The sequence below is a fragment of the Pseudomonas sp. E45-MNA-CIBAN-0222 genome (genome assembly GCF_040310405.1).
Taxonomy (GTDB): Bacteria; Pseudomonadota; Gammaproteobacteria; order Pseudomonadales; family Pseudomonadaceae; genus Stutzerimonas; species Stutzerimonas stutzeri_AC.
On sequence record NZ_JBEOPU010000006.1, the window covers coordinates 163,286 to 190,024 of the forward strand.

General features: G+C 62.2%; 24 protein-coding genes and 1 pseudogene. 18 read left to right on the top strand and 7 right to left on the bottom strand.

Going from position 1 to position 26,739, the window contains the following annotated elements; genetic code table 11:
- Positions 1 to 10: 10 nt before the first annotated feature.
- The 5 genes from AAEZ08_RS11165 (at position 11) to AAEZ08_RS11185 (ending at position 4,684) form a co-directional block, all read left to right on the top strand.
- The gene (locus tag AAEZ08_RS11165) at positions 11 to 1,192 is read left to right on the top strand and encodes a uroporphyrinogen-III C-methyltransferase (RefSeq protein ID WP_102820693.1); all 1,182 of its coding nucleotides are present in this window, start codon (positions 11 to 13) and stop codon (positions 1,190 to 1,192) included.
- Positions 1,189 to 2,409: a heme biosynthesis HemY N-terminal domain-containing protein gene (locus AAEZ08_RS11170; RefSeq protein ID WP_427702592.1), complete on the top strand. Its 1,221-nt coding sequence runs from the start codon at positions 1,189 to 1,191 to the stop codon at positions 2,407 to 2,409. Before AAEZ08_RS11165 ends, AAEZ08_RS11170 begins: the two co-directional genes overlap by 4 nt.
- 118 nt (positions 2,410 to 2,527) lie before the next feature.
- On the top strand, positions 2,528 to 3,019 hold the full coding sequence (locus tag AAEZ08_RS11175; protein ID WP_003283443.1) for a disulfide bond formation protein B: 492 nt from the start codon (positions 2,528 to 2,530) through the stop codon (positions 3,017 to 3,019).
- Positions 3,020 to 3,281: 262 nt separating this feature from the next.
- Positions 3,282 to 3,746, top strand: coding sequence for an Rsd/AlgQ family anti-sigma factor (locus AAEZ08_RS11180; RefSeq protein WP_003283444.1), 465 nt, complete (start codon positions 3,282 to 3,284; stop codon positions 3,744 to 3,746).
- 95 nt (positions 3,747 to 3,841) lie between these two features.
- On the top strand, positions 3,842 to 4,684 hold the full coding sequence (locus AAEZ08_RS11185; RefSeq protein WP_500124281.1) for an AlgP family protein: 843 nt from the start codon (positions 3,842 to 3,844) through the stop codon (positions 4,682 to 4,684).
- Here the strand turns inward: AAEZ08_RS11185 and AAEZ08_RS11190 are convergent.
- Entirely contained in the window at positions 4,660 to 5,136 is a 477-nt protein-coding gene (locus AAEZ08_RS11190; protein WP_500124282.1) for a TIGR02444 family protein, read from the bottom strand. The genes AAEZ08_RS11185 and AAEZ08_RS11190 overlap by 25 nt on opposite strands.
- Positions 5,137 to 5,205: 69 nt before the next feature.
- Between AAEZ08_RS11190 and AAEZ08_RS11195 the strand changes: the two genes are divergently transcribed.
- The 5 genes and pseudogenes from AAEZ08_RS11195 to AAEZ08_RS11215 all read left to right on the top strand — a co-directional run.
- Positions 5,206 to 7,116: an ATP-binding cassette domain-containing protein gene (locus AAEZ08_RS11195; RefSeq protein ID WP_500124283.1), complete on the top strand. Its 1,911-nt coding sequence runs from the start codon at positions 5,206 to 5,208 to the stop codon at positions 7,114 to 7,116.
- On the top strand, positions 7,113 to 7,694 hold the full coding sequence (locus AAEZ08_RS11200; RefSeq protein WP_058063657.1) for a mechanosensitive ion channel domain-containing protein: 582 nt from the start codon (positions 7,113 to 7,115) through the stop codon (positions 7,692 to 7,694). Before AAEZ08_RS11195 ends, AAEZ08_RS11200 begins: the two co-directional genes overlap by 4 nt.
- Before the next feature lie 8 nt (positions 7,695 to 7,702).
- Positions 7,703 to 8,464, top strand: a complete 762-nt coding sequence (locus tag AAEZ08_RS11205) for a TerC family protein (protein ID WP_003283450.1) — start codon at positions 7,703 to 7,705, stop codon at positions 8,462 to 8,464.
- Between the two features lie 50 nt (positions 8,465 to 8,514).
- Entirely contained in the window at positions 8,515 to 9,147 is a 633-nt protein-coding gene (locus tag AAEZ08_RS11210) for a LysE family translocator (RefSeq protein WP_003283453.1), read from the top strand.
- Positions 9,144 to 9,648, top strand: a pseudogene (locus AAEZ08_RS11215) (YaiI/YqxD family protein); the annotation flags it as partial. The gene AAEZ08_RS11210 and the pseudogene AAEZ08_RS11215, both read left to right, overlap by 4 nt.
- Here AAEZ08_RS11215 and AAEZ08_RS11220 read toward each other — a convergent pair.
- The gene (locus tag AAEZ08_RS11220; RefSeq protein WP_058063659.1) at positions 9,636 to 10,103 is read right to left on the bottom strand and encodes a thioesterase family protein; all 468 of its coding nucleotides are present in this window, start codon (positions 10,101 to 10,103) and stop codon (positions 9,636 to 9,638) included. The pseudogene AAEZ08_RS11215 and the gene AAEZ08_RS11220 overlap by 13 nt on opposite strands.
- Positions 10,104 to 10,245: 142 nt before the next feature.
- Positions 10,246 to 10,911: an isoprenoid biosynthesis glyoxalase ElbB gene (gene elbB / locus AAEZ08_RS11225; protein WP_003283456.1), complete on the bottom strand. Its 666-nt coding sequence runs from the start codon at positions 10,909 to 10,911 to the stop codon at positions 10,246 to 10,248.
- Between the two features lie 304 nt (positions 10,912 to 11,215).
- Between elbB and hemB the strand changes: the two genes are divergently transcribed.
- Positions 11,216 to 12,229 carry a porphobilinogen synthase gene (hemB, locus tag AAEZ08_RS11230; RefSeq protein ID WP_102820698.1) on the top strand — a complete coding sequence of 338 codons (1,014 nt, stop codon included), beginning with the start codon at positions 11,216 to 11,218 and terminating at the stop codon, positions 12,227 to 12,229.
- A gap of 19 nt (positions 12,230 to 12,248) precedes the next feature.
- The gene (gene ppk1 / locus AAEZ08_RS11235) at positions 12,249 to 14,456 is read left to right on the top strand and encodes a polyphosphate kinase 1 (protein ID WP_500124285.1); all 2,208 of its coding nucleotides are present in this window, start codon (positions 12,249 to 12,251) and stop codon (positions 14,454 to 14,456) included.
- Positions 14,457 to 14,552: 96 nt separating this feature from the next.
- Here ppk1 and ppx read toward each other — a convergent pair whose 3' ends face one another.
- Positions 14,553 to 16,055, bottom strand: coding sequence for an exopolyphosphatase (ppx, locus tag AAEZ08_RS11240; RefSeq protein ID WP_058063662.1), 1,503 nt, complete (start codon positions 16,053 to 16,055; stop codon positions 14,553 to 14,555).
- 183 nt (positions 16,056 to 16,238) lie between these two features.
- Between ppx and trxA the strand changes: the two genes are divergently transcribed.
- The 4 genes from trxA (at position 16,239) to AAEZ08_RS11260 (ending at position 20,691) form a co-directional block, all read left to right on the top strand.
- Positions 16,239 to 16,565 (top strand): thioredoxin TrxA, encoded by a 327-nt coding sequence (gene trxA / locus AAEZ08_RS11245; protein WP_003283463.1) that lies wholly within the window; start codon positions 16,239 to 16,241, stop codon positions 16,563 to 16,565.
- A 231-nt stretch (positions 16,566 to 16,796) separates the two neighbouring features.
- Positions 16,797 to 18,056 (top strand): transcription termination factor Rho, encoded by a 1,260-nt coding sequence (gene rho, locus AAEZ08_RS11250; protein WP_058063663.1) that lies wholly within the window; start codon positions 16,797 to 16,799, stop codon positions 18,054 to 18,056.
- Positions 18,057 to 18,179: 123 nt separating this feature from the next.
- Positions 18,180 to 19,646, top strand: coding sequence for a 4-hydroxy-3-polyprenylbenzoate decarboxylase (ubiD, locus tag AAEZ08_RS11255; RefSeq protein ID WP_500124286.1), 1,467 nt, complete (start codon positions 18,180 to 18,182; stop codon positions 19,644 to 19,646).
- A 73-nt stretch (positions 19,647 to 19,719) separates the two neighbouring features.
- Positions 19,720 to 20,691 (top strand): CDP-6-deoxy-delta-3,4-glucoseen reductase, encoded by a 972-nt coding sequence (locus AAEZ08_RS11260; protein WP_003283467.1) that lies wholly within the window; start codon positions 19,720 to 19,722, stop codon positions 20,689 to 20,691.
- A 55-nt stretch (positions 20,692 to 20,746) separates the two neighbouring features.
- On the opposite strand, the gene AAEZ08_RS11265 is transcribed toward AAEZ08_RS11260, so the two are convergent.
- The 3 genes from AAEZ08_RS11265 to AAEZ08_RS11275 all read right to left on the bottom strand — a co-directional run bounded on the left by AAEZ08_RS11265 (position 20,747) and on the right by AAEZ08_RS11275 (position 25,492).
- Entirely contained in the window at positions 20,747 to 21,412 is a 666-nt protein-coding gene (locus AAEZ08_RS11265; protein WP_102820700.1) for an SPOR domain-containing protein, read from the bottom strand.
- Positions 21,413 to 23,152 (bottom strand): arginine--tRNA ligase, encoded by a 1,740-nt coding sequence (argS, locus tag AAEZ08_RS11270; protein WP_500124288.1) that lies wholly within the window; start codon positions 23,150 to 23,152, stop codon positions 21,413 to 21,415.
- Between the two features lie 117 nt (positions 23,153 to 23,269).
- The gene (locus AAEZ08_RS11275; RefSeq protein WP_500124289.1) at positions 23,270 to 25,492 is read right to left on the bottom strand and encodes a primosomal protein N'; all 2,223 of its coding nucleotides are present in this window, start codon (positions 25,490 to 25,492) and stop codon (positions 23,270 to 23,272) included.
- Positions 25,493 to 25,688: 196 nt separating this feature from the next.
- Between AAEZ08_RS11275 and rpmE the strand changes: the two genes are divergently transcribed.
- Positions 25,689 to 25,901: a 50S ribosomal protein L31 gene (gene rpmE, locus AAEZ08_RS11280; protein WP_003283472.1), complete on the top strand. Its 213-nt coding sequence runs from the start codon at positions 25,689 to 25,691 to the stop codon at positions 25,899 to 25,901.
- A gap of 20 nt (positions 25,902 to 25,921) precedes the next feature.
- Positions 25,922 to 26,716 (top strand): thermonuclease family protein, encoded by a 795-nt coding sequence (locus AAEZ08_RS11285; protein ID WP_058063668.1) that lies wholly within the window; start codon positions 25,922 to 25,924, stop codon positions 26,714 to 26,716.
- Positions 26,717 to 26,739: the final 23 nt, after the last annotated feature.

Below are 26,739 nucleotides of genomic sequence, written 5' to 3' on the forward strand. Positions count from 1 at the left end.
GGATGGAAACGTGAGCGAAGCAGATTCCAAGAAAGAACCGCTGCAACCCCCAGCCAGTGAGCCGACTCCCGCAGCCGAGCCTGCAAAGCCCGCCAAGCCTGCTCCATCCAAGCCCGCTTCCAGTTCCGCTGGCGGCGCGAAGTCTGTCGCGGCGCTGGCGCTGCTGCTCGGTCTGGGCGGTGTGGCGCTTGGCGGATACGGCCTCTGGCAGCTGCAGCAGCTTGGTGCCAACGAGGATCGTCAGCTCGAGGCGCTGCAAAGTACAGGCGAGCAGACGCGCCAACTCGCTGAGCGCGAGCGCGAATTGGCGGCGCGGCTAGGCCGCCTGGAGCAACTGCCTTCAGCCAGCGAGCTGGAGGAGCGGCGGCGCCTGCTGGCAGCGTTGCAAAGCGATCAGCAACGCCTCTCCGGTCGTGTAGAGCAGGTTCTCGGCGCGAGCCGCGAAGAGTGGCGTCTGGCCGAAGCCGAACACCTATTGCGCATGGCGATGCTGCAGCTGTCGGCCATGCAAGATGTGAACAGTGCGGAAATGCTCGTCCACGAAGCCGACCTGATTTTGCAAAAGCAGGATGATCCAGGTGCCTACGGCACGCGGCAGAAGCTGCTCGAAGGGCTCGAAGCGCTACGCAGCCTGCCTGAGCTCGATCGCACCGGGCTGTTCCTGCAGCTCGGCGCGCTGCGCGGGCAGACCAGCCAGCTCAGCGCACTCGCGCCGGAGTTCGTCAATGGCGAGGCCGCAGCGGAGAGCGCGCAGGACAGCCGCTGGCAACGTTGGCTGAACGAGCTCACGCGCTATGTGCGGGTGGATTTCGATGCCAGTGGCGACGTCAAACCGTTGCTCGCCGGGCAGACCTTGGGGCAGGTGCGCCTGGCGCTGTCTCTGGCCATCGAGCAGGCGCAATGGGCCGTGCTTAATGGCAATACCGAGGTCTATCGGCAGTCGCTGGAGCAGGCCGGCGCAGTGCTCCAGGATCACTTCAGCGAAGATAACGGCCAGGCACGTGGCCTGCGCAAGCGTCTCGCAGAGCTGTCACAGCGCGAGGTAGCGGTGACCCTGCCCGATCTGGCGCCGGCATTGCAGGCCCTGCAGGCCTATGTGCAGAAACGTGAGCGTCGCGATGAAGGCGACGCCACAGAGTCGTCCGTTCAGCCGGACGCGGAGAGTGAAGCGCAGGAGGCCCAACGCACATGAAACGTCTGGCTCTGGTGTTCATTCTCCTGCTTGCGATTGCAGGCTTTCTCGGTTGGGCGATCAGCCAGGGCGCCGGCTATGTACTGATCACCTACGACCAGTTCCGCTACGAGTCGAGCTTCTGGGTTTTCCTGGCGCTGGTTGGCTGTCTGTGGCTGCTGGCCATGGTGGTGCACTGGTTGTTGGGGTTGCTGCAGATATCTGGAGCGCTGGTTAACCCTTGGTCGCGGCGCCACCGTGCCCGCAGAGCTGAGAAGGCGTCGCGCTGTGGCATGCGTGAACTAGCCGAGGGGCAGTGGGGCCCCGCGCTCGGGCATCTTCAGCTGGCGGCGGAAAAAGACCGTCAACCACTTGTGCATTACCTGGGCGCGGCGCGTGCGGCCAACGAGCTGGGTGAATATGCCCAGAGCGACGAGTTGCTGCACAAGGCCCTCGAACGCGAGCCTGAAGCGGTGCTGGCAATCGGTTTGACCCAGGCGCAACTGCAGATTGCCCGTGGCCAGTACGTTGAAGCCCGCGCATCGCTCAGCGCGTTGCAAGCCGAACACCCGCGGCATCCGTATGTCCTGACGTTGCTGCAGCAACTCTATGTACAACTCGAGGACTGGGCGGCGCTGTGCAAGCTATTGCCGGAGCTGCGCAAGCACCGCGTGTTGCCCGCGCCGCGCTTGAGCGAACTGGAAGTGCTGGCCTGGACCGCTGCGGTGGAGCAGGCCGGTCAACCGTCAGAGATATCTGCCGAGGCCAGTGTAGAAGCGCTGAACCAGCGTTGGCAGACCGTCCCCAGCGCGCTGCGCAGCGAGCCGCTGGTGGTGCGCGCTTACGCCGATGGGTTGTCCCGGCTCGGCGCGCAACCCAAGGCCGAAGAAGTGCTTTACGCCGCGATCAAGCGACAGTTCGATGATCGACTGGTGGAGCGCTACGGGCGGGTGCATGGTCGAGATCCGGCGCGTCAGCTCGCGCATGCCGAGGGCTGGCTCAAGGATCATCCGCAGAACCCTGTGCTGCTGCTTGCACTGGGTCGTCTAAGTTTGCGCAACGAACTGTGGGGCAAGGCGCGCGATTATCTCGAGGCAAGCCTGCGTTTCGATCACCGTCCGGAGACCTGTGCCGAGCTTGCGCGACTGCTGGCTCAGCTAGGTGATACCGAAAACAGCAATCGGCTTTTTCAGCAAGGTGTCGGTTTGCTCGACCGCAATCTTCCCGCCACGCTGTGATCGGCTAATCAGGTCCGCCATGTGGCGGGCCTGATGCATCCGCACGACCGCCGCGCTGCTTGTAAGGCCATTGGGCTTTCCACTACCGTAGCGAACTTTTCCAGCTAGCGGAGCCATCATGCGCCTGGCCAGCCCTCGTTCTTTATTCCTTCTCTCCTTCCTGGGCAGCGCTCTGCTGATAGCCATCGCGCTCTACATGGAGCATGTGATGGGCCTTGCGCCGTGTCCGTTGTGCATCGTCCAGCGGATCTGCGTAATCGGCTTCGGCTTGGTCTGTCTCGCCGCAGCGATCCATGGCCCTGCGAAGACGGCACGGCGCGTCTATGCCGGCTTTGCCCTATTGTTTGTAGCGGCCGGTAGTGCGACCGCGATACGTCAGATCTGGTTACAAAGTGTGCCTGCCGATCAGCTACCGAGCTGTTTGCCGAGTTTGGAGTACATGATGGAGGCGTTTCCGTTCCAGGAGATCGTCCGTCTGGTGCTGCACGGCACCGCCGAATGTGCGGAAGTGAGCTGGACTCTGCTGGGGCTGAGCATTCCCGAGTGGAGTCTGCTGGGCTTTATCGGCATGGCCGTCATCTGCATCTGGCAACTGCTAAGGCGCGACTGAGCGCATCTTTCATCTTCCCTTCGTCGAACTACCGCTGCGCTTGCAGGGTCTTCTCATGGATCTGTGGCTTCTTCGGGGCCGCAGCGTGCGTGTGAGATTTGGCGGCATTTTGCTTGATGCTTCGAGCGCCGCGGCATAGTCTGCTCGTGCGGTGACGGATTCTTGCCACTCGTTACCGTCACTCACCCAAAGGCCGATACCGAAAGACAAAAACGTCTCGGAATGGCGTACAAGCAACATCGATTAGGGAAGTGAGGTCATCATGCTCGAGAGCTGTCGGAATGCCCAGGAACGCTGGGGTGGTGTACATCTGCTGATCGACCGTTGGCTGCACGAGCGCCACGCGCTGATCAATGCCTACGACGGTCTGCACGCGGAGCGCGACGACACTGCTCGTCAGGCCCTGCAGCGGTTCTGCGAATACCTGGTCGACTATGTCTCGGCTGGCCACTTCGAGATCTACGAACAGCTGCTTGCCGAGGCCGAAGCCTTTGGTGACGCGCCGGCCATCGAGCTTGCCAAGCAGATTTACCCGCGTATCGAAACGATCACGCAGGTCGCGCTCGGCTTCAATGATCGCTGCGAGAAGGGTGATTGCCTGGGGACTCCAGGCCTAGGCGATGAGCTCAAGAAGCTCGGTCAGCTGTTGCACGAGCGCTTCGAACTCGAAGACTGCCTGATCGAAGTACTGCACACCGCGCACAAGCAGGCTGCTGCGACGGCCTGAGACGCGAGTCGCCCGCTTCGGCGGGTGTGGCCCCCTGGCGGCTACCTGGTGGGCCGTCTAGTATGGGTGCATCGTTCCTGCCAGGAGGCACCTACATGCCCGCGAAGAAGAAGTCGGTCACCACTCCGCTGCATTTGCTGCAGCAGCTTTCGCACAGTCTTATCGAACATCTGGACAAGGCCTGCGCTCAGGCGGTCAAGGACGCCGAAAGTGCGCTCGCCAAACTGCAAAAGCAGCGTGGCAAGGCGCAGGACAAGCTGACAAAGGCGCGGGCGAAGCTGGACGAGGCCGGTAGCGCAGGTAAGGCGAAGGCGCAGACCAAGGCACGCACGCGGCTTACCGAACTTGAAGAGTCCCTTGCATTGCTGCAGGCACGTCAGAGCGAAACCCTGACGTACCTCGCTGAGCTCAAGCGCGATGCTGAGCAAAGTCTGAAGCTGACTCAGGGTATTCGACAGGTCGCTGATGCCGCGGGCAAAGCCTTGCAGAGCCGGCAGCAACCGGCAGCTGCTAAGCCGGCCGCGACCTCCCGGCCGACGGCGAGCAAGCCTGCCAGCAAGGCAGCGCCTGCTGCTGCCAAGACGGGGGCGGCATCCGCCAAAGCCCCAGCAACCAAGGCCCCAGCAACCAAGGCCGCGGTAAAGCCGGTTGTTAAAACTCCGGCCACCTCGCCAGCAACAGCAAAATCCCCGGCCCGCGCAGCCGCACCCAAGCCAGCCAGTGCACGCTCGGCCACGAGTAAGGCCCCGGCTCGGCCCCGGGCAATTAGCGCCGCTAAGGCAGCTGTCACTCCTCAGTCCGCGGAGAACGCCGCTCCTATTGTGGACGTGCCAGCCAAGCCGGCCGCCAAACCTGCTGCGAAAAAGCCTGCGGCACGTAAGCCTGCAGCAAAGCGAACGGGCACTACCCCCACTCAGACGTCATCTAGCTCCAGCTGAGTCTGATAAGCCGCGCTGCGCAGGGTTTCCAGCGCCGCGCGGCAGTTGGCTGTTGGTGCCAGGGCACCCAGCCAGTCGTTGGGCCCGGTAGCGGCTGCCCATCCGCTGCTGGCGGCGTGTAATCGCTCCAGTAAGCTGCGTTCGGCCTCCAGCTCTAGTTTCTTCAACGTTTCGCGCAGATTGCGCAGGACCTCGTCCTGCTCCGCCAGCGGACGCCATGCCTGACGCAGGTGGCGCAACGGCTGAATTACCTGCTGTCGCCAGGGCGCGGCAACCTCCTCGAGCAAATGCAGCCGCCCCTGCTCGCAGGCGACCCCTCGTGCCTCGAGCTGGGCCGCGCAAAGCAGCACACAGACATCCGCTCCCAGAGTCTGCAACTCCAGGCAGGCGTCTTCGACGCCTGGTCGTGCGTAGCAGCGCAGAGCGAAGGTCCAGAGATCGGAGCTCGTCATCAGCAAAACGCCTTTTTTTGTGGGGAGCCCGGCTGGTATTCCAGGCGAACTGATAAACTCGGCAACATTATGATCCGACTTCAGAACCTCACTCTACAGCGTGGCCCGCAGCGTTTGCTGGAAGGTGCCGAGCTGACCCTGCACCCCGGTCAGAAGGCCGGCCTGATCGGCGCCAATGGCGCGGGTAAATCGACCTTGTTCGCCCTGTTGCGGGGCGAGTTGGTGCCCGATGGCGGCGACTGCTACTTGCCGCCGGACTGGCGCATTGCGCACATGCGCCAGGAGATCGATACGCTTGACCGCCTGGCGGTGGACTATGTACTCGATGGTGATATCCAGTTGCGGCGTGTCCAGGCTGAGCTCGCCGCTGCTGAGCGCACGCATGATGGCAATGCCCTGGCTCGCCTGCACACCGAGCTGGACAATCTCGATGGCTACAGTGCCGACGCCCGTGCGCGCAAGTTGCTGGCCGGGTTGGGCTTTGCCAACGAACAGATGACGCTGCCAGTCAGCAGCTTCTCTGGTGGCTGGCGCATGCGCCTGAACCTTGCCCAGGCGCTGATGTGTCCGTCCGACCTGTTGCTGCTGGATGAACCCACCAACCACCTCGATCTCGATGCGATCCTCTGGTTGGAGGACTGGCTCAAAGGCTACCCCGGCACCTTGCTGTTGATTTCCCACGACCGGGATTTCCTTGATGCGGTGGTTGATCACGTCATTCATCTCGAACAGCGCAAGCTGACGCTTTACCGCGGCGGCTATTCGGCCTTCGAACGCACCCGCGCCGAGCGCTTGGCTCAGCAGCAGCAGGCCTTCGAGAAACAACAGGCGCAGCGCGCGCACATGGAGAGCTACATCCGCCGCTTCAAGGCGCAGGCGACCAAAGCGCGCCAGGCCCAGAGCCGGATCAAGGCGCTCGAACGCCTCGAGGAGCTGGCTCCGGCGCATGTGGATTCCCCATTCGATTTCCGCTTCCGTGAGGCGGATAAGGTCTCCAGTCCATTGCTCGATCTGAGCGAAGGGCGGCTTGGTTATGGCGAAAAGGTGGTGCTGGAGAAGGTCAAGCTGCAGCTCGTGCCCGGCGCGCGCATAGGCCTGTTGGGGCCCAATGGTGCGGGCAAGTCGACGCTGATCAAGACGCTCGCGGCCGAGCTCGTCCCGCTGGGTGGTCGTTTGCAGCGTGGCGAGAATCTGGTGGTTGGCTACTTTGCCCAGCACCAGCTGGACTCACTCGACCCGAAGGCCAGCCCGCTGCTGCATCTGCAGCGCATTGCCCCGAACGAGCGCGAACAAACCCTGCGCGATTTCCTCGGAGGCTTCGATTTTCGTGGCGCGCGCTGTGACGAGCCGGTGTTGAATTTCTCCGGCGGCGAGAAAGCGCGCCTGGCGCTAGCGCTGATCGCCTGGGGCAAGCCCAACCTGTTGCTGCTCGACGAACCGACCAACCACCTCGACCTGGAAATGCGCCTGGCGCTGACGCTCGCCCTGCAGGATTTCGAAGGTGCGGTGCTGGTCGTATCCCACGACCGCCATCTGCTTAAAAGCACCACCGATGAGTTTTTGCTGGTGGCCGACGGTCAGGTGCAGAGCTTCGACGGAGACCTCGAGGACTATGCGCGCTGGTTGGTGGACTACCGTGCGCGCCAGCAGCCCATTTCCAGCGGCGAACCTGCTGCGGACAAGACCGACAAGCGCGCCCAGCGTCAAGCAGCCGCGGCCTTGCGTCAGCAGCTGGCGCCGCACAAGCGCCAGGCCGACAAGCTGGAGAAGGATCTGGCCGTAGTACACGACAAGCTAGCTGAGCTGGAAACGAGGCTGGGCGACAGCGCGCTTTATGATGTTGCGCGCAAGGATGAGTTACGGGAACTGCTGGCCAAGCAGGCCGAACTGAAGGTTCGCGAAGGCGAGTTGGAAGAGGCGTGGCTGGAAGCGCTGGAAACCCTCGAAGGCCTGCAGGCGCAACTGGAGGCCAGTGCATGAGCGAGCCTTGGCTGTCGTTGGTCGAGGAGTGGCAGCTGCAGTGGATGTTGGGGCTGCAGGTACTGTTGATTCTGCTGGTCGCCTACGTGCTGCAACGTGTAGTCGCCCGCGGGCTGACCCGCCTGTCGTCACGCTATCCACTGCCGCCTGAGCTGCTGATCCCGGTGCGCGGTGGCATCCGCTGGTTCATCATGGGCGGTGCGCTGATCATGGTGCTGGAGCGCTTCGGTGTGTCCGCCACGGTGCTGTGGACCGCCATCTCCGGTTTCGTCGCAGTAGCGGCGATTGCCTTCTTCGCGATCTGGAGCGTACTGTCCAACTTGCTCTGCGCAGTGCTGATCCTGACCGTCGGGCCGTTCCGTCTGGGCGATGTGGTGGAGATCGTCGAGGCTTTCGACAAGCCGATCGTCAAGGGGCGTGTGATCGACATCAATCTGGTCTACACCACCTTGGAAGAGGTGGCCGAAGCGGGCACCGGTGCCATCGTGCAGGTGCCCAATAGTCTGTTTTTCCAGAAGGCCGTGCGTCGCTGGCGTGGCAGCGAAGTTCAGCTCTACAACCGTAACCCCATCGAGTAACAACCATCATGGAATGGCTCAGCAACCCGGAAATCTGGGTCGCTTTTCTGACCCTGACCGCCCTGGAAATCGTCCTCGGCATCGACAACATCATTTTCATCTCGATCTTGGTCAGCCGGTTGCCCAAGGAACAGCAGCCGCAAGCGCGTTTCTTCGGTCTGGCGTTGGCCATGGGCACGCGCATCCTCTTACTGCTGTCCATTGCCTGGGTGATGCGGTTGACCAACAACCTGTTCACCGTCTTAGGTGAAGGTGTCTCGGGGCGCGACCTGATCCTGTTCTTCGGCGGTCTGTTTCTCTTGTTCAAGAGCACCCTGGAGATCTGGCACAGCGTCGAAGGCGAGGAAGAGCAGGGCACGGCTGGCAGCGGGGCGGTGAAGGCCGGCTTTATGGGCATCATTCTGCAGATTGCAGTGATCGACATCATCTTCTCGCTCGACTCGGTAATCACTGCGGTCGGCCTGGTGCAGAACGTCCCGGTGATGGTCGCGGCGATCGTCATCGCGGTGCTGGTGATGATGCTGGCCGCCGGCACCATCAGCGACTTCATCGACAAGCATCCAACGCTGAAAATCCTCGCGCTGTCATTCCTTATCGTGGTCGGTACGCTGCTTATCGCCGAGGCCTTCGATGTGCATGTACCCAAGGGCTACATTTACTTCGCGATGGCATTCTCGCTGGGCGTCGAGGCGTTGAACATTCGCATGCGCAAGGCCATGAAGCGCAAGCTCAAGGAACCGGTGAAGCTGGGCAAGGGCTTGCCGGACTGAATTGAAGCGCCGGCCGGACGGCCGGCGCTCGTTGAATGGAGGTAATCGGCATGTCCCTGGAAACCTGGCTTGCGTTCTTCGTTGCCTGTTGGGTGATCAGCCTGTCGCCGGGGGCCGGCGCCATCGCGTCGATGTCCTGCGGCCTGCAGTACGGTTTCTGGCGTGGCTACTGGAATGCCATCGGCCTGCAGCTGGCGCTAGTGCTGCAGATCGCCGTGGTTGCGGCGGGCGTAGGTGCGGTACTGGCAACTTCCGAGCTGGCGTTCGGCTTGATCAAGTGGTTCGGTGTCGGATATCTGCTGTGGCTGGCGTGGAAACAGTGGCAGGCGCAACCAGAGGCCATGGACGATTCGTCTGCGCCGCGCCCCATTGGCAGGCCGCTGAGCCTTGTGTTGCGCGGTTTTGTAGTCAACGCCAGCAATCCGAAGGCAATCGTCTTCATACTTGCTGTACTGCCGCAGTTTCTCGATCCGCAACGGCCGTTGTTGCTGCAGTACAGCGAGATGGCCGCGACCATGGTGGTGGTCGATCTGATCGTCATGGCTGGCTACACCGGCCTCGCGGCGAAGGTGCTGCGCCTGCTGCGTACGCCGCGCCAGCAGCGCCTGGTCAATCGTAGTTTCGCCGCGGCGTTTGCCGGTGCGGCGGCGCTACTGGCCACCGTACGGCGTGCAGTCGCATGAGCGAGCAGCGCACGACGCGCGTCTGGATTGATGCCGACGCCTGTCCGCGCGCGGCCAAGGATCAAGTGATCAAGTTCGCGCTAAAGCGCCGGTTCGAGGTGCTGCTGGTCGCCGGGCAGAGTCAGGTGAAGCCGGCATTCGCCTGTGTCCGGTTGATCGTGGTGCCGAGCGGGCCGGATGCGGCCGATGACTACCTGGTCGAGCACGCTATTCCTGGCGACTTGGTGATCTGCAGTGATGTGCCGCTGGCCGATCGCCTGGTGAAGAAGGGCGTGGCGGCGCTCGATCCGCGTGGGCGCGAGTTCGACGAGCGCAACATGGGTGAGCGGTTGGCGGTGCGCAACCTGTTCACCGACCTGCGTGATCAGGGCCAGATGGGCGGCGGTCAGGCAGCCTATGGCGAACGCGACCGGCAGGCGTTCGCCAATGCCTTGGACCGCTTGTTGACGCAGCTATCGAGAGCTCGCTGAGCTGCGTCAGTCTGGCGTTCAACCGCAAAGATACGTGCCGGTACCTACGGCAATCAGGGTGCCCAGCTCGTTGTGCAGCTCCGAGCGCACAACCGCAACCTTGTTGCCCGAGCGCAGCAGCTCCGCGCTGGCACTGAAACGGGTGCCGCGGCCTGGGCGCAAATAGTCGATGCGCAGGTCGATGGTACCCAGTCGGGAAAGCCGTGCGGCACGCTCCTGGGTCGTCAGGTGGCGATGCTTGTCGAAGGCGCCGAGCATTGCCATTGCGCCTCCTGCGACATCCAGCAGCGAGGCGATCACCCCGCCATGCAGGATGCCATGGACGAAATTGCCCACCAGCTCCGCCTTCATGGGTAAATGCATGACCACCCGTGACGTCGATATCTCATCGAGCTCTATGCCTAGTGCCTGGTTGAACGGTATGCGCTCGAACATCTGGCGTACCGCCTGGGCCTGCTCAGCGAGCAGTGCATCGTCGTGATTCATGTTCTGTCATCCCGTGGGTGTACGACCAAGCTGCCCGATGTTCTACGAGCTGAACAGAGCAGCGGCAAGAGCACCCGCGGCTTTGGCGATTTTCGCGCAAAAAAAATCCCGGGCGGTCCCGGGATTTTCATGGCTGCGTGAATCAGTCTTCGTTAGTCATTTCCAGAACGCGGTCGACCAGCTTGTAGATGCCCGAAGCGGCTTCGCTGATGGACTGCGCCAACATGTACGCGGGCGTGGTAACCAGCCGGTGCTTATCGTCTACGACGATCTCGGTCACTTCACAGGCCTGGTGTTCGGCGCCCATCTCGCCAACCGCCTTGGCTGCGTCGGCGTCATCGCTGCCCAGCGTGCAGACCACGCCGGCACCGAAAATCTGTGCTGCCATGGTCGGTGCGATGCACATCATCCCGATCGGCTTGCGTGCTTCGACGAAGGCCTGGGCCAATGCAATGACTTCGGGCAATGCCTTGCTGGCCACGCCTTCGGTGGCAAAGGTCGACAGGTTCTTCGCGGCCCCGAAGCCGCCAGGGATGATCAATGCATCGAAATCCTCGGCGCGGGCTTCGCGCAGGTCCTTGATCTCGCCGCGAGCCAGGCGGGCCGACTCGGTCAGCACATTGCGAGACTCAGGCATCTCGTCCCCGGTCAGGTGGTTGATCACGTGCATCTGCGCGATGTTGGGCGCGAAGCACTGCACCTTTGCGCCGCGCTGATCCAGGCGCAATAGGGTAATGACGCTTTCGTAGATCTCCGAGCCGTCGTAGACGCCACAGCCGGAAAGAATCACGGCGACTTTCTTGTTCATAGCGGTACTCCTGGTTTAGTTCAACGGCCCTGCGGAGGGCACGGCGGATGCGTTCGATGCTAATACCTGAGACGGTTCCAGGTAAGCCCCGCATGTTCCTTTGGATTCGCCTGATACGCCGGTGTTCATTGCCATAGGTCTGGCATGCCGGTTTGCGCTTGATCAAAGCACTGGCAGTTGCCGGCGGGGGTGGCGACAATGGGACTGTTTCGGAGGCTCGGCAGAAAATGGTGCTGTCATCATTTCGTCATATGCCGGGCCTATAAACGTCATATTCGCCCGTACTGCGGGCCAGGAGTCCGTCGTGAGTTTCGTTCCTGCCAGCCGGCTGTTTCCCGCTACTCGTTTGCGTCGCAACCGCCGTGATGATTTCTCCCGCCGCCTGGTGCGTGAGAACGTCCTCACGGTCGATGACCTGATCCTGCCGGTGTTCGTGCTTGATGGCGAAAATCGTCGTGAGCCTGTGCCTTCGATGCCGGGGGTGGAGCGCCTGTCCATCGACCTGTTGCTCGAGGAGGCCGAGGAACTGGTGGCGCTGGGCATTCCGGCGCTGGCGCTGTTCCCGGTGACGCCGCTGGAGAAGAAATCTCTAGACGCGGCCGAGGCCTGGAATCCCGATGGCATCGCCCAGCGCGCCACCCGCGCCCTGCGCGCGCGTTTCCCGGAGCTTGGGATCATCACCGACGTCGCGCTCGACCCCTTCACCACTCACGGTCAGGACGGCATCCTCGACGATAACGGTTACGTGCAGAACGACGTGACTGTCGATGCGCTGGTCCGGCAGGCGCTCTCCCACGCTGAGGCAGGCGCTCAGGTAGTTGCACCATCCGACATGATGGATGGCCGTATCCAGGCTATCCGCGAGGCGCTGGAAGTGGCCGAGCATCACAATGTGCGCATCATGGCCTACTCGGCGAAGTACGCGAGTGCGTATTACGGCCCGTTCCGCGATGCAGTCGGCTCGGCGGCCAACTTAGGCAAGAGCAACAAGAACACTTATCAGATGGACCCGGCCAATGGTGACGAGGCGCTGCACGAAGTGGGCGCCGATCTGGCCGAAGGTGCGGACATGGTGATGGTCAAGCCCGGTCTTCCTTACCTGGACATCGTCTGGCGCGTCAAAGATGCCTTCAAGGCGCCGACCTTCGTCTATCAGGTCAGCGGCGAGTACGCCATGCACATGGCCGCCATCCAGAATGGCTGGCTGAGCGAGGCCGTCATCCTTGAGTCTTTGGTCGGCTTCAAGCGTGCCGGGGCCGATGGCATCCTGACTTACTTCGCCAAACAGGCGGCACATCAATTAAAACGGGGCCAGTGAGCCCTTTCGAGGCAAAGCGATGATCAACCAGGGACTCAGCGAAAAGGATCTGCAGGACGCCGTGGTCGGCGAGGTGCTGGAACAGACGTTGCCCGAGGTGGTGTCTGCGCCACTGGAAGTCGTCGAGGAGACGCCGGTCGCGCTGGTGACCAACCTGGACGACAGTGCGCTGTACATCCATCGCGAGCTTTCGCAGCTTCAGTTCAACGTCCGCGTGCTCGAGCAGGCGCTGGATGAGTCCTATCCGCTGCTGGAGCGGCTGAAGTTCCTACTGATCTTCTCCAGCAACCTCGATGAGTTCTTCGAGATCCGTGTCGCCGGCCTGAAGAAGCAGGTTACCTTCGCCCGCGAGCAGGCGGGTGCCGACGGCCTGCAGCCGCATCAGGCGCTGGCACGGATTTCCGAGCTGGTGCACGAGCAGGTGGACCGGCAGTACGCGATCCTCAATGAGGTGCTGCTGCCTGAGCTGACCAAGCACAAGATCCGCTTCATTCGCCGTCGCAACTGGACGGTCAAGCTCAAGACCTGGGTGCGTCGCTACTTCCGTGACGAGATCGCGCCGATCATCACCCCGATCGGCCTCGATCCGACGCATCCGTTCCCACTGCTGGTCAACAAGAGCCTCAACTTCATCGTCGAGCTGGAAGGCATCGATGCCTTCGGCCGCGATTCGGGGCTGGCCATCATTCCGGCGCCGCGCCTGCTGCCGCGGGTGATCCGCGTGCCGGAAGCGGTGGGCGGCGAGGGCGACAACTTCGTTTTCCTCTCGTCGATGATCCATGCCCACGCCGATGATCTGTTCCACGGCATGCGGGTCAAGGGTTGCTATCAGTTCCGCCTGACGCGCAACGCCGACCTTTCGGTGGATACCGAGGATGTCGAGGACCTGGCGCGGGCGCTGCGGGGCGAGCTGATTTCCCGGCGCTATGGCGATGCGGTGCGCCTGGAGGTGGCCGATACCTGCCCGCAGCACCTGGCCGACTTCCTGCTCAAGCAGTTCGGCCTGAGCGAGAGCGAGCTGTACCGCGTCAACGGCCCGGTCAATCTCACGCGGCTGTTCAGCGTCACCAGCCTGGACAGCCATCCGGAGCTGCAGTACGCGCCCTTCACCCCGGCGATCCCGAAGCTGCTGCAGAACAGCCAGAACATCTTCAGCGTCGTCGCCAAGCAGGACATCCTGCTGCTGCACCCCTTCGAGTCCTTCACGCCGGTGGTCGACCTGTTGCGTGAGGCGGCGAAGGATCCCTGCGTGCTGGCGGTCAAGCAGACGCTGTATCGCTCGGGCGCCAACTCGGAAATCGTCGATGCTCTGGTGGAAGCAGCGCGCAATGGTAAGGAAGTCACCGCGGTCATCGAGCTGCGCGCACGTTTCGACGAGGAGTCCAACCTGCAGCTGGCGAGCCGCCTGCAACAGGCCGGCGCGGTGGTCATCTACGGCGTGGTGGGCTACAAGACCCACGCCAAGATGATGCTCATCCTGCGCCGCGAGAACGGCGAGCTGCGGCGCTATGCGCATCTGGGCACGGGCAACTATCACGCCGGCAATGCGCGCCTGTATACCGACTACAGCATGCTCACCTCCGACGATGCGCTGTGCGAAGATGTGTCGAAGCTGTTCAGCCAGCTGATCGGCATGGGCAAGACCATGCGCATGAAGAAGCTGCTGCATGCGCCATTCACGCTGAAGAAAACGCTGCTCGACCTGATCGCGCTGGAGACGCAGCACGCCGCCGAGGGTAAGCCTGCGCACATCATCCTGAAGATCAACGCGCTGACCGATCCGAAGATGATCAAGGCGCTGTACAAGGCCAGCCAGACCGGCGTGCGCGTCGATCTCATCGTGCGCGGCATGTGCTGCCTGCGCCCGGGCATCGCCGGGGTCTCGCACAATATTCATGTGCGTTCGATCATCGGTCGTTTTCTTGAGCACAGCCGGGTGTTCTATTTCCAGAACGACGGGGACGAGAAACTCTATCTCTCCAGCGCCGACTGGATGGAGCGCAATCTTGATCGTCGGGTGGAGACCTGTTTCCCGGTGGAAGGCAAGAAGCTGGTCATGCGGGTGAAGAAGGAGCTGGAAGGCTTCCTCAGCGACAACACGCAGAGCTGGGTTCTGCAACCTGATGGCAGCTATCTGCGCATCAGCCCCACCGGTAACCAGAATGCGCGCAACGTGCAGAGCTCGCTGCTGGAGCGCCTCACCGGTCAGCAGATAGCGGTGCGCTGAATTCCGGCCTTGGAGAGGGGGGGCTTAGCCTGGCCGTGTCGGCAGGCTCGAAAGTGCTCCCCCGACGCGCTGGGCTAAGCCTTCTGGTCCAGCCCTCTATTTCATCCGCAGTTCGTAACCAACCCGTGTCAGCCAGGCGGCCTCGGCTTCGAAGTCGGCGCGGGTCAGCGGGTTGGCAGCGAGCCAGCCGTTAGGGAAGATCAACTCCAGGCTGCGCTCAGTTGCCTTCAGCTGCACCTCGGAAACGGCATTCGCGCCGCGGATGTGATGGAAAAGGATGGCGAAGCGCAGCAGGATGCACAGTCGCACCAGTGCGTCGGCGTCGGGGCCAATTTCACCAAACTTGTCCTGGGGGATGTTGCGCCGATGGCCGCGTACCAGCAGCGCCAATACCAGTTGATCCTGGCGGGAAAAGCCGGGTAGATCGGAGTGCTCGATCAGGTAGGCCCCGTGCTTGTGGTAATGGTAGTGGGCGATATCAAGACCTACCTCATGCACGCGGGCGGCCCAGGCGAGCAGTTCGCGATGCCAGTCCTGATCAAGATTCCAGGCCTCTGCCACCTGATCGAATGCTTCCAGTGCCTTGGCTTCGACTCGTGCGGCCTGCTCCATGTCGACATGGTAGCGCTCCATGAGGAAGCTCAGCGAACGGTCGCGAATGTCTTCGTCATGGTGACGGCCGAGCAGGTCATACAGCACGCCTTCGCGCAGGGCGCCTTCGGAATGAGTCATGCTACTGAGTTCGAGCGCATCAAAGATCGCTTCGAGAATCGCCAGGCCAGCAGGGAATACCCCACGGCGATCCGGCTTAATCCCATCGATGTCGATCTTCTCAACATCGCCGAGCTTGAACAGCTTGCGCTTGAGCCAACCCAAACCTTCAGTATTGACCTCGCCGTTACCGAAGCCGCCGCTTTTGATGGCTAGCCCGACAGCGCGGATGGTGCCTGATGCGCCGATCGATTCCTGCCAGCCAAGCCGGCGCAGGCCGTGTTCGATGCCCATCAGCTCGACCCGTGCCGCGGTGTAGGCCTGGGCGTAGCGGGCCGGAGTGATCTTGCCGTCGCGGAAGAAACGCTGGGTGTAGCTCACACAGCCCATTTGCAGGCTTTCGCGCAGCTGCGATTCGAAGCCCTCGCCAATGATGAACTCGGTGCTGCCCCCGCCGATATCGGCCACCAGGCGGCGACCCGGGGTGCCCGGAATGGTGTGCGATACACCGAGATAGATCAGGCGTGCTTCTTCGCGGCCGGAAATGACCTCAACCTGATGGTTGATGATCTCTTCGGCGCGACGGATGAATGTGGCGCGATTGCGCGCTTCGCGCAGGGCATTGGTGCCGACGATGCGTACGGCTCCCTGCGGCAGGTGATTGACCAGCTGGGCGAAGCGTCGCAGGCATTCGAGCCCGCGTTGCATGGCAGCTTCGTCGAGCAGGCGATTGTCGTCGATGCCGGCGGCCAGCTGGACCTTCTCGCCAAGTCGTTCGAGGATGCGCATTTCGCCGTTGCTGGTGCGGGCGAGCACCATGTGGAAACTGTTCGAGCCCAGATCCAGGGCGGCGATCATGGGGAAGGTCTCAGCGGTGGTCTGGCGCATTGGGCGGTCTCGATGCAAAACCCCGACATCCTGACATGATCGATCCCATCCGCCAACGCAGTCGTCGCCGCACCAGGCTGCACGTCAGGCGTGCTCGTCACGTGCACTTGGGTCTGCGGCTTTCGGTCCGCTCCCAGTAGGGCTATGATGGCGACCTTTCCGTTCCGACCCTGGAGAAAATCCATGAGCGAATACATCAACAATGTCAGCGACAGCAGTTTCGAGCAGGACGTCCTCCAGGCCGACGGTCCCGTGCTGGTCGACTACTGGGCTGAATGGTGTGGCCCCTGCAAGATGATCGCGCCGGTTCTCGACGAGATCGCCAAGGACTACGAAGGCCGCCTGAAGGTTTGCAAGCTGAACATCGACGAGAATCAGGAAACCCCGCCGAAGTATGGCGTGCGTGGTATTCCGACGCTGATGCTGTTCAAGAACGGCAATGTCGAAGCGACCAAGGTGGGCGCGCTGTCCAAGTCGCAGCTGGCTGCTTTCCTCGACAGCAATATCTGAGTCCGCGGAAGTTCCCTTCTAAAGCCCTCGCAGATGCGGGGGCTTTTTTTATCGGCAGGGTGGACGCTTCGCCTGTGCGGTGCTAAATTCGGCCTCGCGACGCTTTCTTGCGTCGCCCTCTGCATGCCGTCGCCGACGCACTTCAGCCTCATAAAGCACAACGAACTCGTTCGTCTCTTGCTGCGCGGCTTCTCAAGCTAATCGCTTTCTACATCCTTCCTGACTCTTTCTATGAATCTGACCGAACTCAAGCAAAAGCCCATCACCGAACTGCTGGAAATGGCCGAACAGATGGGCATCGACAACATGGCCCGTTCGCGCAAGCAGGACGTGATTTTCTCCCTGCTCAAGAAGCACGCTAAAAGCGGCGAGGAAATCTCCGGTGATGGCGTGCTGGAGATTCTCCAGGACGGCTTCGGCTTCCTGCGCTCCGCGGATTCTTCCTATCTGGCCGGTCCGGACGACATCTATGTCTCGCCAAGCCAGATTCGCCGCTTCAACCTGCGCACCGGTGACACCATCATCGGCAAGATCCGTCCTCCCAAGGAAGGCGAGCGCTACTTCGCCCTGCTCAAGGTCGATTCGATCAACTACGATCGACCGGAGAATGCGAAGAACAAGATCCTTTTCGAGAACCTGACGCCACTGTTCGCCAACCAGCGTCTGAAGATGGAGGCCGGTAACGGCTCCACAGAAGACCTCACTGGCCGCGTGATCGATCTCTGTGCACCGATCGGCAAAGGCCAGCGCGGGCTGATCGTCGCACCGCCGAAAGCGGGCAAGACGATCATGCTGCAGAACATCGCCAGCAACATCACGCGTAACAATCCCGAGTGCCACCTCATCGTTCTGTTGATCGACGAGCGCCCGGAGGAAGTGACCGAGATGCAGCGCACTGTGCGCGGCGAAGTGGTGGCCTCGACCTTTGATGAGCCGCCGACCCGCCACGTGCAGGTCGCCGAAATGGTGATCGAGAAGGCCAAGCGTCTGGTCGAGCACAAGAAGGACGTGGTCATTCTGCTCGATTCCATCACCCGTCTGGCACGTGCCTACAACACCGTGATTCCGAGCTCAGGCAAGGTTCTCACCGGTGGTGTCGATGCTCACGCTCTCGAGAAGCCGAAACGTTTCTTCGGTGCTGCGCGTAACATCGAGGAGGGCGGTAGCCTGACCATCATCGCGACTGCGCTGGTGGAAACGGGCTCGAAGATGGACGAGGTGATCTACGAGGAATTCAAGGGCACCGGCAACCTCGAGCTTCAGCTCGATCGTCGAATTGCCGAGAAGCGCGTTTTCCCTGCGATCAACATCAACCGCTCGGGCACTCGCCGCGAGGAGTTGCTGACCAGCGAAGAAGAGCTGCAGCGCATCTGGATTCTGCGCAAGCTGCTTCATCCGATGGATGAAAGCGCTGCCATCGAGTTCCTGCTCGACAAGCTCAAGGACACAAAGACCAACGACGAATTCTTCATGTCCATGAAGCGCAAGTAAGCGACTCGTCGTTAAGTAAAAGGCCGGGGAAACCCGGCCTTTGTCTGTCTGCAGGTTTTGGAAAACCCGGCACGGGCGCTAAACTTTGCGCCCCGACCCTGCCGGCCCATGCGAGGCTCAAGCATGCAGTATCGCGATTTGCGCGACTTTATCAGCGGCCTGGAAAAACGCGGTGAGCTCAAGCGCGTCACGGCTGCCGTCTCCCCCGTTTTGGAAATGACCGAGATCTGCGACCGCACCTTGCGTAGGCAAGGCCCGGCGCTACTTTTCGAGAATCCGACCGGCTTCGACATGCCGGTGCTCGGCAATCTGTTCGGCACGCCTCAACGGGTCGCTCTGGGCATGGGCGCCGAGGATGTCTCCGAACTGCGCGAGATCGGCAAGCTGCTGGCGTTCCTTAAGGAGCCGGAGCCACCCAAGGGTCTGAAGGACGCCTGGAGCAAGCTGCCGATCTACAAGAAGGTCATCAGCATGGCACCCAAGGTGCTCAAGGACGCGCCCTGTCAGGAGGTAATCGTCGAGGGTGACGATGTCGATCTGGCGACGATTCCAGTGCAGCACTGCTGGCCGGGCGACGCGGCGCCGCTGATTACCTGGGGCCTGACCATCACCAAGGGACCGAACAAGGAGCGGCAAAACCTCGGCATCTACCGTCAGCAGGTGATCGACCGCAACAAGGTCATCATGCGCTGGCTCAGTCATCGTGGTGGTGCGCTGGATTTTCGCGAGTGGTGCGAGAAATATCCTGATCGTCCTTACCCGGTAGCGGTGGCGCTGGGCGCTGACCCGGCGACCATTCTCGGTGCGGTCACGCCTGTGCCCGATACGCTGTCCGAATATGCCTTCGCCGGCCTGCTGCGCGGCTCGCGCACCGAGCTGGTCAAGGCGATCGGCTCTGAGCTGCAGGTGCCGGCGTATGCGGAAATCGTCCTCGAAGGGCATATTTACCCAGGCGAGATGGCTGACGAGGGGCCGTATGGTGATCACACCGGCTATTACAACGAGGTGGATCGTTTCCCGGTATTCACCGTTGAGCGCATCACCCACCGCAAGAACCCGATCTACCACAGCACCTATACCGGGCGTCCGCCGGATGAGCCGGCGATTCTCGGGGTGGCGCTGAACGAAGTGTTCGTACCGATTCTGCAGAAGCAGTTTCCGGAGATCGTCGACTTCTACCTGCCGCCCGAAGGCTGCTCCTACCGCATGGCGGTGGTGACGATCAAGAAGCAGTACCCCGGCCATGCCAAGCGCGTGATGCTCGGCGTCTGGAGTTTCCTGCGCCAGTTCATGTACACCAAGTTCGTCATCGTCACCGACGATGACATTAACGCCCGCGACTGGAACGATGTCATCTGGGCCATCACCACGCGCATGGACCCCAAGCGTGACACGGTGATGATCGACAACACGCCCATCGATTACCTGGATTTTGCCTCGCCGGTTTCCGGCCTGGGCTCAAAGATGGGCCTGGATGCCACCCACAAGTGGCCAGGCGAGACCAACCGCGAGTGGGGGCGGGCTATTGTTCAGGATCCGGCTGTGAAACAGCGGGTCGATGAACTCTGGTCACAGCTGGGTATCGACTGAAGTACCGAAGAGGTGGGCCCGAGCCCGCCCGAAGCCTTGGCGGGTCATCCCGTTCACTGATAATGACGTGCACATGAAAGTAACCTTGCAGCCATCCGGTGCCGTACTCGATGTACGGCCCGGCGAACGATTTCTCGATGCCGCCAGGCGCCTGGGCTACGAATGCCCGCAGAGCTGCCGCAACGGCAACTGCCACATCTGCGCCTCGCTGCTGGTCGAGGGTCGCGTGCAACAGGCTGGCGAAGTGCGCGATCACGGCGAGCTGCTGGCCTGCCTGGCCGAGCCACTGGAAGACTGCGTGCTGCTCTGGGATGGCGTGCTGGCGCCTGGCGAACTGCCGGTGCGCGAGCTGAGCTGCCAGCTGAGTGGCTACGAAGAGGTTGGTGGCGACGTGGTGCGCCTGCGGTTGCGCTTGCCTGCTGGCCGGCAACCGCGCTATCACGCTGGTCAGTACCTGCTCCTGCAGCGTGAGGATGGCGAGTGGTCGGCCTTTTCTCTCGCCTCAGCGCCCGGTAGTGGTCGAGAGCTGGAGTTGCACGTGCTCGCGCGTGAGGAGTCCGCTATCGAGCTGCTGGCATTCCTGCGGCGACAGGGCTTTGCGCGGATTCAAATGCCATTCGGCGATACGCACCTGGCCGAGCTGCCGGACGGCCCGCTGGTGCTTGTTGCGGCGGGCACCGGCATGGCGCAGATGCACAGCCTGATTGAATACTGCCGCGCCGCGGGCTTTGCGCATCCTGTACATCTGTATTGGGGCGTGCGTCGTCCGGAAGATTTCTACCAGTTACCACACTGGGATGAATGGCAGGGCATGGGCAACCTGCACCTGCATCGGGTTGTCAGCGATGTCTGTGGTTGGGAAGGTCGCTGCGGCATGCTGCATGAAGCGATTCGCGAGGATTTCAGCGATCTCAAACCGCTGCATATTTATGCCAGCGGCTCGCCGTCGATGGTATACGGCACGCTGGACGCGCTGGTGGAGGCAGGGATGGACCCGCACCAGATGCGCGCGGATGTGTTTGCTTACGCGCCGCGGGAGGCCTGATCCGCACTGCGATGCCAGAAGAAAAACGCCGGGCCGAAAGCCCGGCGTTTTTCGTTCAGCGCGTCTGTCGCTGCTGCAGCAGCAGGTTTTTGTAGCCGCTGGCGGCCAGTGTCTTTTGCGCAGCGTTGAGTTGATCGCGGCTGCTGAACGGTCCGACCAGCACGCGATACCACGGCTCATCGCGCACCTTGACGCTTTCTACGCGCACGTCCTGGCCGAGCAGGATGATCTGTGCGCGTACCCGGTCGGCCTCAGCCTGCTGACGGAACGAGCCCGCCTGCAGGAAGAACTGGGTGACTGGCGCCTTGGCCACTGTGGGCGGTGGCGGCGGTACCTGGCCGTTGAGTGCGGCTTGCGCTCGAGCTTCGTCGATCTTCGCCGCCTCCTCCGGTGTAACCGGCTTGGCAGGGGGCTCTGGCTGCTTGGCTTCCGGCGGCAGGATTACCTCGGATTCGGGTAACAGCGTATAGAAGTCGTACTTCGGTCGCGGCGGTTGCTCAGTGCTTGGGGTGCGCTTGGGTTGCTCCTTGATCGCGGCCTTGGGCGCCTCCTTGGCGCGTTTGACCTCTTCGCCGCCTGGCTCGAGGCTCATCAGGAATACGATGAAGCCGCCGATCACCAGGCCGCAAACCAGCCAAATCCAGCCTGGCACAGCCTGCTTGGCGGGTGCTTGATAGCGGCTGGCGCCCCGCTTGGGCGCGGCTTTCTTCCTTGCAGCCACTTACATGCGCTCCAGAGTTTCCAGGCCAAGAAGTTCCAGGCCCTGCTTGAGGGTCTTGCCAGTCAGGGCGGCCAACCGCAGACGACTCTGCTTTTGCTCTTCCTGTTCGGCGCTGAGAATCGGACAGTGCTCGTAGAAGCTGGAGAACAGGCCGGCCAGATCGTACAGGTAAGCGCACAGCAGGTGCGGTTCGCCTTTTTCACCGACGCTGTTCAGCACTTCGCCGAACTGCGCAAGCTTGGCTGCCAGGGCGAGTTCCTGCTCGGCTTCGAGTTGGATGTGCCCGCTGATCTCCTCGATGCGCTTGCCCAGCTTGCGGAACACGCTGGCGACGCGGGTGTAGGCGTAGAGCAGGTAGGGTGCAGTGTTACCTTCGAAGCTAAGCATCAGCTCGAAGTTGAAGCGATAGTCGCTGGTGCGGTGCTTGGACAGGTCGGCGTACTTCACGGCGCTGATGCCCACTGCCCGGGCGATCTGGCGCAGCTCGACTTCATCGAGGTCCGGGTTCTTGTCTTTTACCAGGGTGTATGCCCGCTGCTCGGCTTCGTCGAGCAGGTCGATCAACTTCACCGTGCCGCCGTCGCGGGTCTTGAACGGGCGGCCGTCGGCACCGTTCATGGTGCCGAAGCCCATATGTTCCAGTTGCATGCCTTCATGGACGAAGCCGGCGCGGCGGGCCACTTCGAAGGCCATCTGGAAGTGAAGCGCCTGACGCTGATCGACGAAATACAGTACGCGATCGGCATGCAGCACCTGGCTACGGTAGCGCATGGCGGCAAGGTCGGTGGTGGCATAGAGATAACCGCCACCGGCTTTCTGCACGATCACCGGCAGCGGATTGCCCTCGGCGTTCTTGAACTCGTCGAGGAAGACGCACTGCGCGCCGTTGTCCTCGGTGAGCAGGCCTTTACTGCGCAGGGCCTCGACGATATCCGCAAGGTCGGCGTTGTAGGCGCTCTCACCCTTGACGTCGGCCGGGGTCAGCTTGACGTTGAGGCGGTCGTATAGCTTCTGGCAGTGCGCCAGCGAGATGTCGTTGAAGCGTGTCCAAAGGCTCAGGCACTGGGCGTCGCCGGCCTGCAGTTTCACTACCAGCTCGCGGGCGCGATCGGCGAACTGGGCGGACTCGTCGAAGCGTTGCTTGGCGGCGCGATAGAACTGTTCGAGGTCGGACAGCTCGCTTTCTGCGGCTGCTGGCTTTTCCTCGAGATAGGCCAGCAGCATACCGAACTGGGTGCCCCAGTCGCCGACGTGGTTCTGCCGAATGACCTCGTCGCCCAGATGCTCGAGCACGCGGCCTACCGCGTCACCGATGATGGTCGAGCGCAGGTGGCCGACGTGCATTTCCTTCGCCAGGTTCGGCGATGACAGATCGATCACCACGCGCTGTGTGGCCGTCGCCTTGCGCACCGCAAGCAATGGATCGGCGAGTGCGATTTCGAGGCGCTCAGCCAGTGCTTCGCTGTTTTGGAAGAAATTCAGGAAGCCTGGCCCGGCGATTTCGACCTTGCTGACCTGCGCGTCTTGCGGCAGCGCGGCGATCAGTTTCTCGGCGAGGTCGCGAGGCTTCATTCCGGCCGGTTTGGCCAGCATCATGGCGATATTGCTGGCGAAATCACCGTGACTCTTGTCCTTGGTGTTTTCCACCTGGATCGCTGGGGTCAGCCCTTCGGGCAGAACACCTTCGGCGGTCAGGCGGACAACGGCTTGCTGGATCAGGTGGCGAATGCTGTCTTTCATGGTCGGCTCAGTCCGCAAGAGTGCGCGAAAACCCGGCATTATCGGGGTGCGATGGGTGTGGCTTCAAGGTGCGTGGCGCGCAGTACCGGAAAAGTCGGCATTTTCAGTGCGTGTCGATCAGAACAAATCGATCGGATCGACATCCAGGCTCCAGCGTACGGCGCGACTGCCAGGCAGTTGTTCGAGCATGGGCACCCAGGCGCCCATCAGCCGGTGCAGGGTTGCACGGGCATTACCTTGCAGCAGCAGCTGCGCCCGATAGCGCCCAGCGCGGCGTTCCATTGGTGCGGGCACCGGGCCGAGCAGCTCGATGCCGCTGAGTTGCAGTTGCTCAAGCAGTTGTTCGGCGAGGCCGCAGGCGTCATCGAGGAAAGCCTCGGCCTGTCCGGGCTTCTGTGCTTCGGCGCGCAATAGCGCCAGGTGGCTGAACGGTGGCAGGCCCGCTGCGCGGCGTTCGGACAGAGCCTGTTCGGCAAAGGCGAAGTAGCCCTGCTCTGTCAGCTGCACCAGCAGCGGGTGGTCGGCCAAGTGCGTCTGGATGATCACCTTGCCTGGCTCCTCCGCACGTCCGGCGCGTCCGGCGACCTGAACAATCAGCTGGGCCATTCGCTCGCTGGCGCGGAAGTCAGCGGAGAACAGTCCGCCGTCCGCATCGAGGATTGCCACCAGTGTCACCCGCGGAAAATGGTGCCCCTTGGCAAGCATCTGCGTGCCGACCAGCAGGCAGGGTTCGCCGCGATTGATGGTGCTGATCATCTGTTCCATCGCGCCCTTGCGCGAGGTGCTGTCGCGGTCGATGCGCAGTACCGGAAAATCGGGAAACAGAATGCCGAGGCGCTCCTCTGCGCGTTCCGTTCCGGCGCCCACCGGACGTAGATCGACCTTGTCGCAGTCCGGACAGTTGCGCGGCGGCCGTTCAATATGTCCGCAGTGGTGGCAGCGCAGTTCGTTGTGCCGTTGGTGTAAGGTCATGCGCGCATCGCAGCGCGGACACTGGCTGAGCCAGCCGCAATCGTGACAGAGCAGGGTAGGGGCGAAGCCACGACGGTTGAGGTAGACCAGTACCTGTTGCCCGGCCGCGAGCGTCTGTCCGATAACCTGCTGCAGCGGGCCGGATATGCCGGCGTCAAGCGGACGGCTCTTTACGTCCAGGCGTAGGAAGCGCGGCGACTGTGCATTGCCGGCCCGTTGCGTCAGCTTGAGCAGCGCGTAGCGACCGCTGTGTGCGTTGTGCAGGCTTTCCAATGAGGGTGTGGCCGAACCGAGCACTATCGGCAGGTTCTCCTGGCGCGCGCGCAGCAGGGCCAGATCGCGGGCGTGGTAGCGCAGGCCTTCCTGCTGTTTATAGGAGGCGTCGTGCTCCTCATCGATGATGATCAGTCCGGGTTTTTTCATTGGCGTGAACAACGCCGAGCGGGTGCCGATGATGATGTCCGCCTCGCCGTCGCGGGCAGCGAGCCAGGCATCAAGGCGTTCGCGATCATTGATGTTTGAATGCAGCAAAGCGATTCGCGCGTTGAAGCGCTGCTCGAAGCGGGCCAGCGTCTGCGGCCCCAGATTGATCTCCGGGATCAGTACCATCGCCTGCTTGCCTGCTTCCAGCACGCGATGAATCAGTTGCAGGTAGACCTCTGTCTTGCCACTTCCGGTAACCCCCGCCAGGAGGAAGGCTTGAAAGCCGTCCAGGCCTGCACTCACTGCCTCGAAGGCTGCGCGTTGCTGCGCGTTTAATGTGAGCTCGGCCTGCAGCAGCCAGCTGCCGCTGTGGCCGCGGGGCGGGCTACTGCGGCGAGACTCGACACGCACCAAGCCTTTTTCCAGCAGCAGGTCGAGGCTGTCCTTGTTCAATTGCAGTTTACTGAGCAGCGCGTGCGGCAAGCCATGAGCGTGCTGGGCGATGGTCTTCAGGGCTTCGCGCTGTCTCGGCGCACGGGCCAGCCGTGGGTCGCTGGGACTGGCGCCGTCCACCAGGCGCCAGTAGCGCTCCTGGCGTGCCTCGGCGGGTTCGCCCTGGCGCAACAGAACCGGTAATGCCCAGCTCAGAGTGTCGCCGAGACTGTGCTGGTAGTACTGGGCGGTCCATAGGCAAAGCTTGAACAGTGGAGCGGGCAGGGGCGGTTTGGTATCGAGCAATTCCAGCGCTGGCTTGAGCTTCTCTGCCGGCACCTCGCTCTGGTCTGTCACCTCCACCAGAATGCCGACCACTTCGCGTCGTCCGAAGGGTACGCGCAGGCGCATACCCGGTTGCAGGGCGGTGCGTGGGATGCCAAAAGGTGGCAGATAATCGAACAGGCGGCGCAAAGGCGAGGGCAGCGCCAGACGGAGGATGCTAGAAGGCACGCGAAGATCCTTGGCAATGAGCGGCGATGGTAAACGATCGTGCTGTCCGCCGCCGGCTGTAAGCGCATATCGGTGGGGGCTTTACGCTGGTCGCCTGTGCTTGCATCACCCTAGCGCTCTGGTATGATTCGCGCCCTACTTCGTGCGGTACTCGACATAGGGTCGGGTGGCGGCACACAATCCTAGAGGATTCACCATGAAAGCCGATATCCATCCTAATTACGTCGAAATCGAAGCCACCTGCAGCTGCGGTAACGTCATCAAGACCCGCTCCACGCTGGCCAAGAACCTGAGCATCGACGTTTGCTCCGAGTGCCACCCGTTCTACACCGGCAAGCAGAAGGTGCTGGATACCGGCGGCCGTATCGATCGCTTCAAGCAGCGTTTCGGTGTGTTCGGCGCCAAGTAAGGCGGCGTACCGGGAATCCGATGGGGTTTTCCGAGCACATGAAAAAGGCGTCCCTGGTGGGCGCCTTTTTCGTTTCCGTCCTCTGGCACGTTCAAGCGCTGGCGTTCTGTCCAGCGCCCGGACGCTTGGCGCCGGTGGAGGTCGCGCGGGTAGTTGATGGTGACACGCTGCGCCTGGTCGATGGCCGCAGCGTTCGGCTGATCGGCATCGATACACCCGAATTGGGTCGCAAAGGGCGCAAGCCGCAAGCTTTTGCCGTGGCAGCGCAGCGGCGATTGCAGGTGCTGGTGCAGGCTAGCGAAGGTCGGGTGGGGCTCGTAACCGGGGCTGAGGCTAAAGACCGATATGGTCGTACTCTGGCCCATGCCTACGACGCCCGGGGGCGCAACCTGGAGGCTACGCTACTTGCCGAGGGGCTTGGCTTCATGGTCGCTGTTGCGCCAAACACAGCATTGGTAGCGTGTCATCAGCGAGCGGAGCAGCAGGCTCGCCACGATCGTCTCGGCATCTGGCGCAAGCTGGCACCACGCTCGCCGCAGTCGCTGAGGCGGGGCGGCTTCACGCTACTCGAAGGCAAGGTCGAGCGGGTCGAGCGTAATCGCGGCGGCTATTGGCTTGAGATGGACGGGCCTCTGGTCGTGCACATACCGCCGTCGGCTTTCGACACGTTCGACCTGCGCGTGCTGACAGCGCTTGCAGGCAAAAGGCTGGAGCTGAGAGGGTGGGTGGTCGATCGTCGCGGGCGGGTTGCGGCAGGCCAGGCTCGCTGGATGCTGCGCGTGACTCATCCCGCCATGTTGGGCCTGCCTCTCTGACGCTTCTGTCATCGCAGCTGCGA

Coding starts and splice junctions, on each gene's coding strand:
- AAEZ08_RS11170 (WP_427702592.1), top strand. CDS start 1,189: ATGAAACGTCTGGCTCTGGTGTTCATTCTCCTGCTTGCGATTGCAGGC.
- AAEZ08_RS11175 (WP_003283443.1), top strand. CDS start 2,528: ATGCGCCTGGCCAGCCCTCGTTCTTTATTCCTTCTCTCCTTCCTGGGC.
- AAEZ08_RS11180 (WP_003283444.1), top strand. CDS start 3,282: ATGCTCGAGAGCTGTCGGAATGCCCAGGAACGCTGGGGTGGTGTACAT.
- AAEZ08_RS11185 (WP_500124281.1), top strand. CDS start 3,842: ATGCCCGCGAAGAAGAAGTCGGTCACCACTCCGCTGCATTTGCTGCAG.
- AAEZ08_RS11190 (WP_500124282.1), bottom strand. CDS start 5,136: ATGACGAGCTCCGATCTCTGGACCTTCGCTCTGCGCTGCTACGCACGA.
- AAEZ08_RS11195 (WP_500124283.1), top strand. CDS start 5,206: ATGATCCGACTTCAGAACCTCACTCTACAGCGTGGCCCGCAGCGTTTG.
- AAEZ08_RS11200 (WP_058063657.1), top strand. CDS start 7,113: ATGAGCGAGCCTTGGCTGTCGTTGGTCGAGGAGTGGCAGCTGCAGTGG.
- AAEZ08_RS11205 (WP_003283450.1), top strand. CDS start 7,703: ATGGAATGGCTCAGCAACCCGGAAATCTGGGTCGCTTTTCTGACCCTG.
- AAEZ08_RS11210 (WP_003283453.1), top strand. CDS start 8,515: ATGTCCCTGGAAACCTGGCTTGCGTTCTTCGTTGCCTGTTGGGTGATC.
- AAEZ08_RS11220 (WP_058063659.1), bottom strand. CDS start 10,103: ATGAATCACGACGATGCACTGCTCGCTGAGCAGGCCCAGGCGGTACGC.
- elbB (WP_003283456.1), bottom strand. CDS start 10,911: ATGAACAAGAAAGTCGCCGTGATTCTTTCCGGCTGTGGCGTCTACGAC.
- ppk1 (WP_500124285.1), top strand. CDS start 12,249: ATGATCAACCAGGGACTCAGCGAAAAGGATCTGCAGGACGCCGTGGTC.
- ppx (WP_058063662.1), bottom strand. CDS start 16,055: ATGCGCCAGACCACCGCTGAGACCTTCCCCATGATCGCCGCCCTGGAT.
- trxA (WP_003283463.1), top strand. CDS start 16,239: ATGAGCGAATACATCAACAATGTCAGCGACAGCAGTTTCGAGCAGGAC.
- rho (WP_058063663.1), top strand. CDS start 16,797: ATGAATCTGACCGAACTCAAGCAAAAGCCCATCACCGAACTGCTGGAA.
- ubiD (WP_500124286.1), top strand. CDS start 18,180: ATGCAGTATCGCGATTTGCGCGACTTTATCAGCGGCCTGGAAAAACGC.
- AAEZ08_RS11260 (WP_003283467.1), top strand. CDS start 19,720: ATGAAAGTAACCTTGCAGCCATCCGGTGCCGTACTCGATGTACGGCCC.
- argS (WP_500124288.1), bottom strand. CDS start 23,152: ATGAAAGACAGCATTCGCCACCTGATCCAGCAAGCCGTTGTCCGCCTG.
- rpmE (WP_003283472.1), top strand. CDS start 25,689: ATGAAAGCCGATATCCATCCTAATTACGTCGAAATCGAAGCCACCTGC.
- AAEZ08_RS11285 (WP_058063668.1), top strand. CDS start 25,922: ATGGGGTTTTCCGAGCACATGAAAAAGGCGTCCCTGGTGGGCGCCTTT.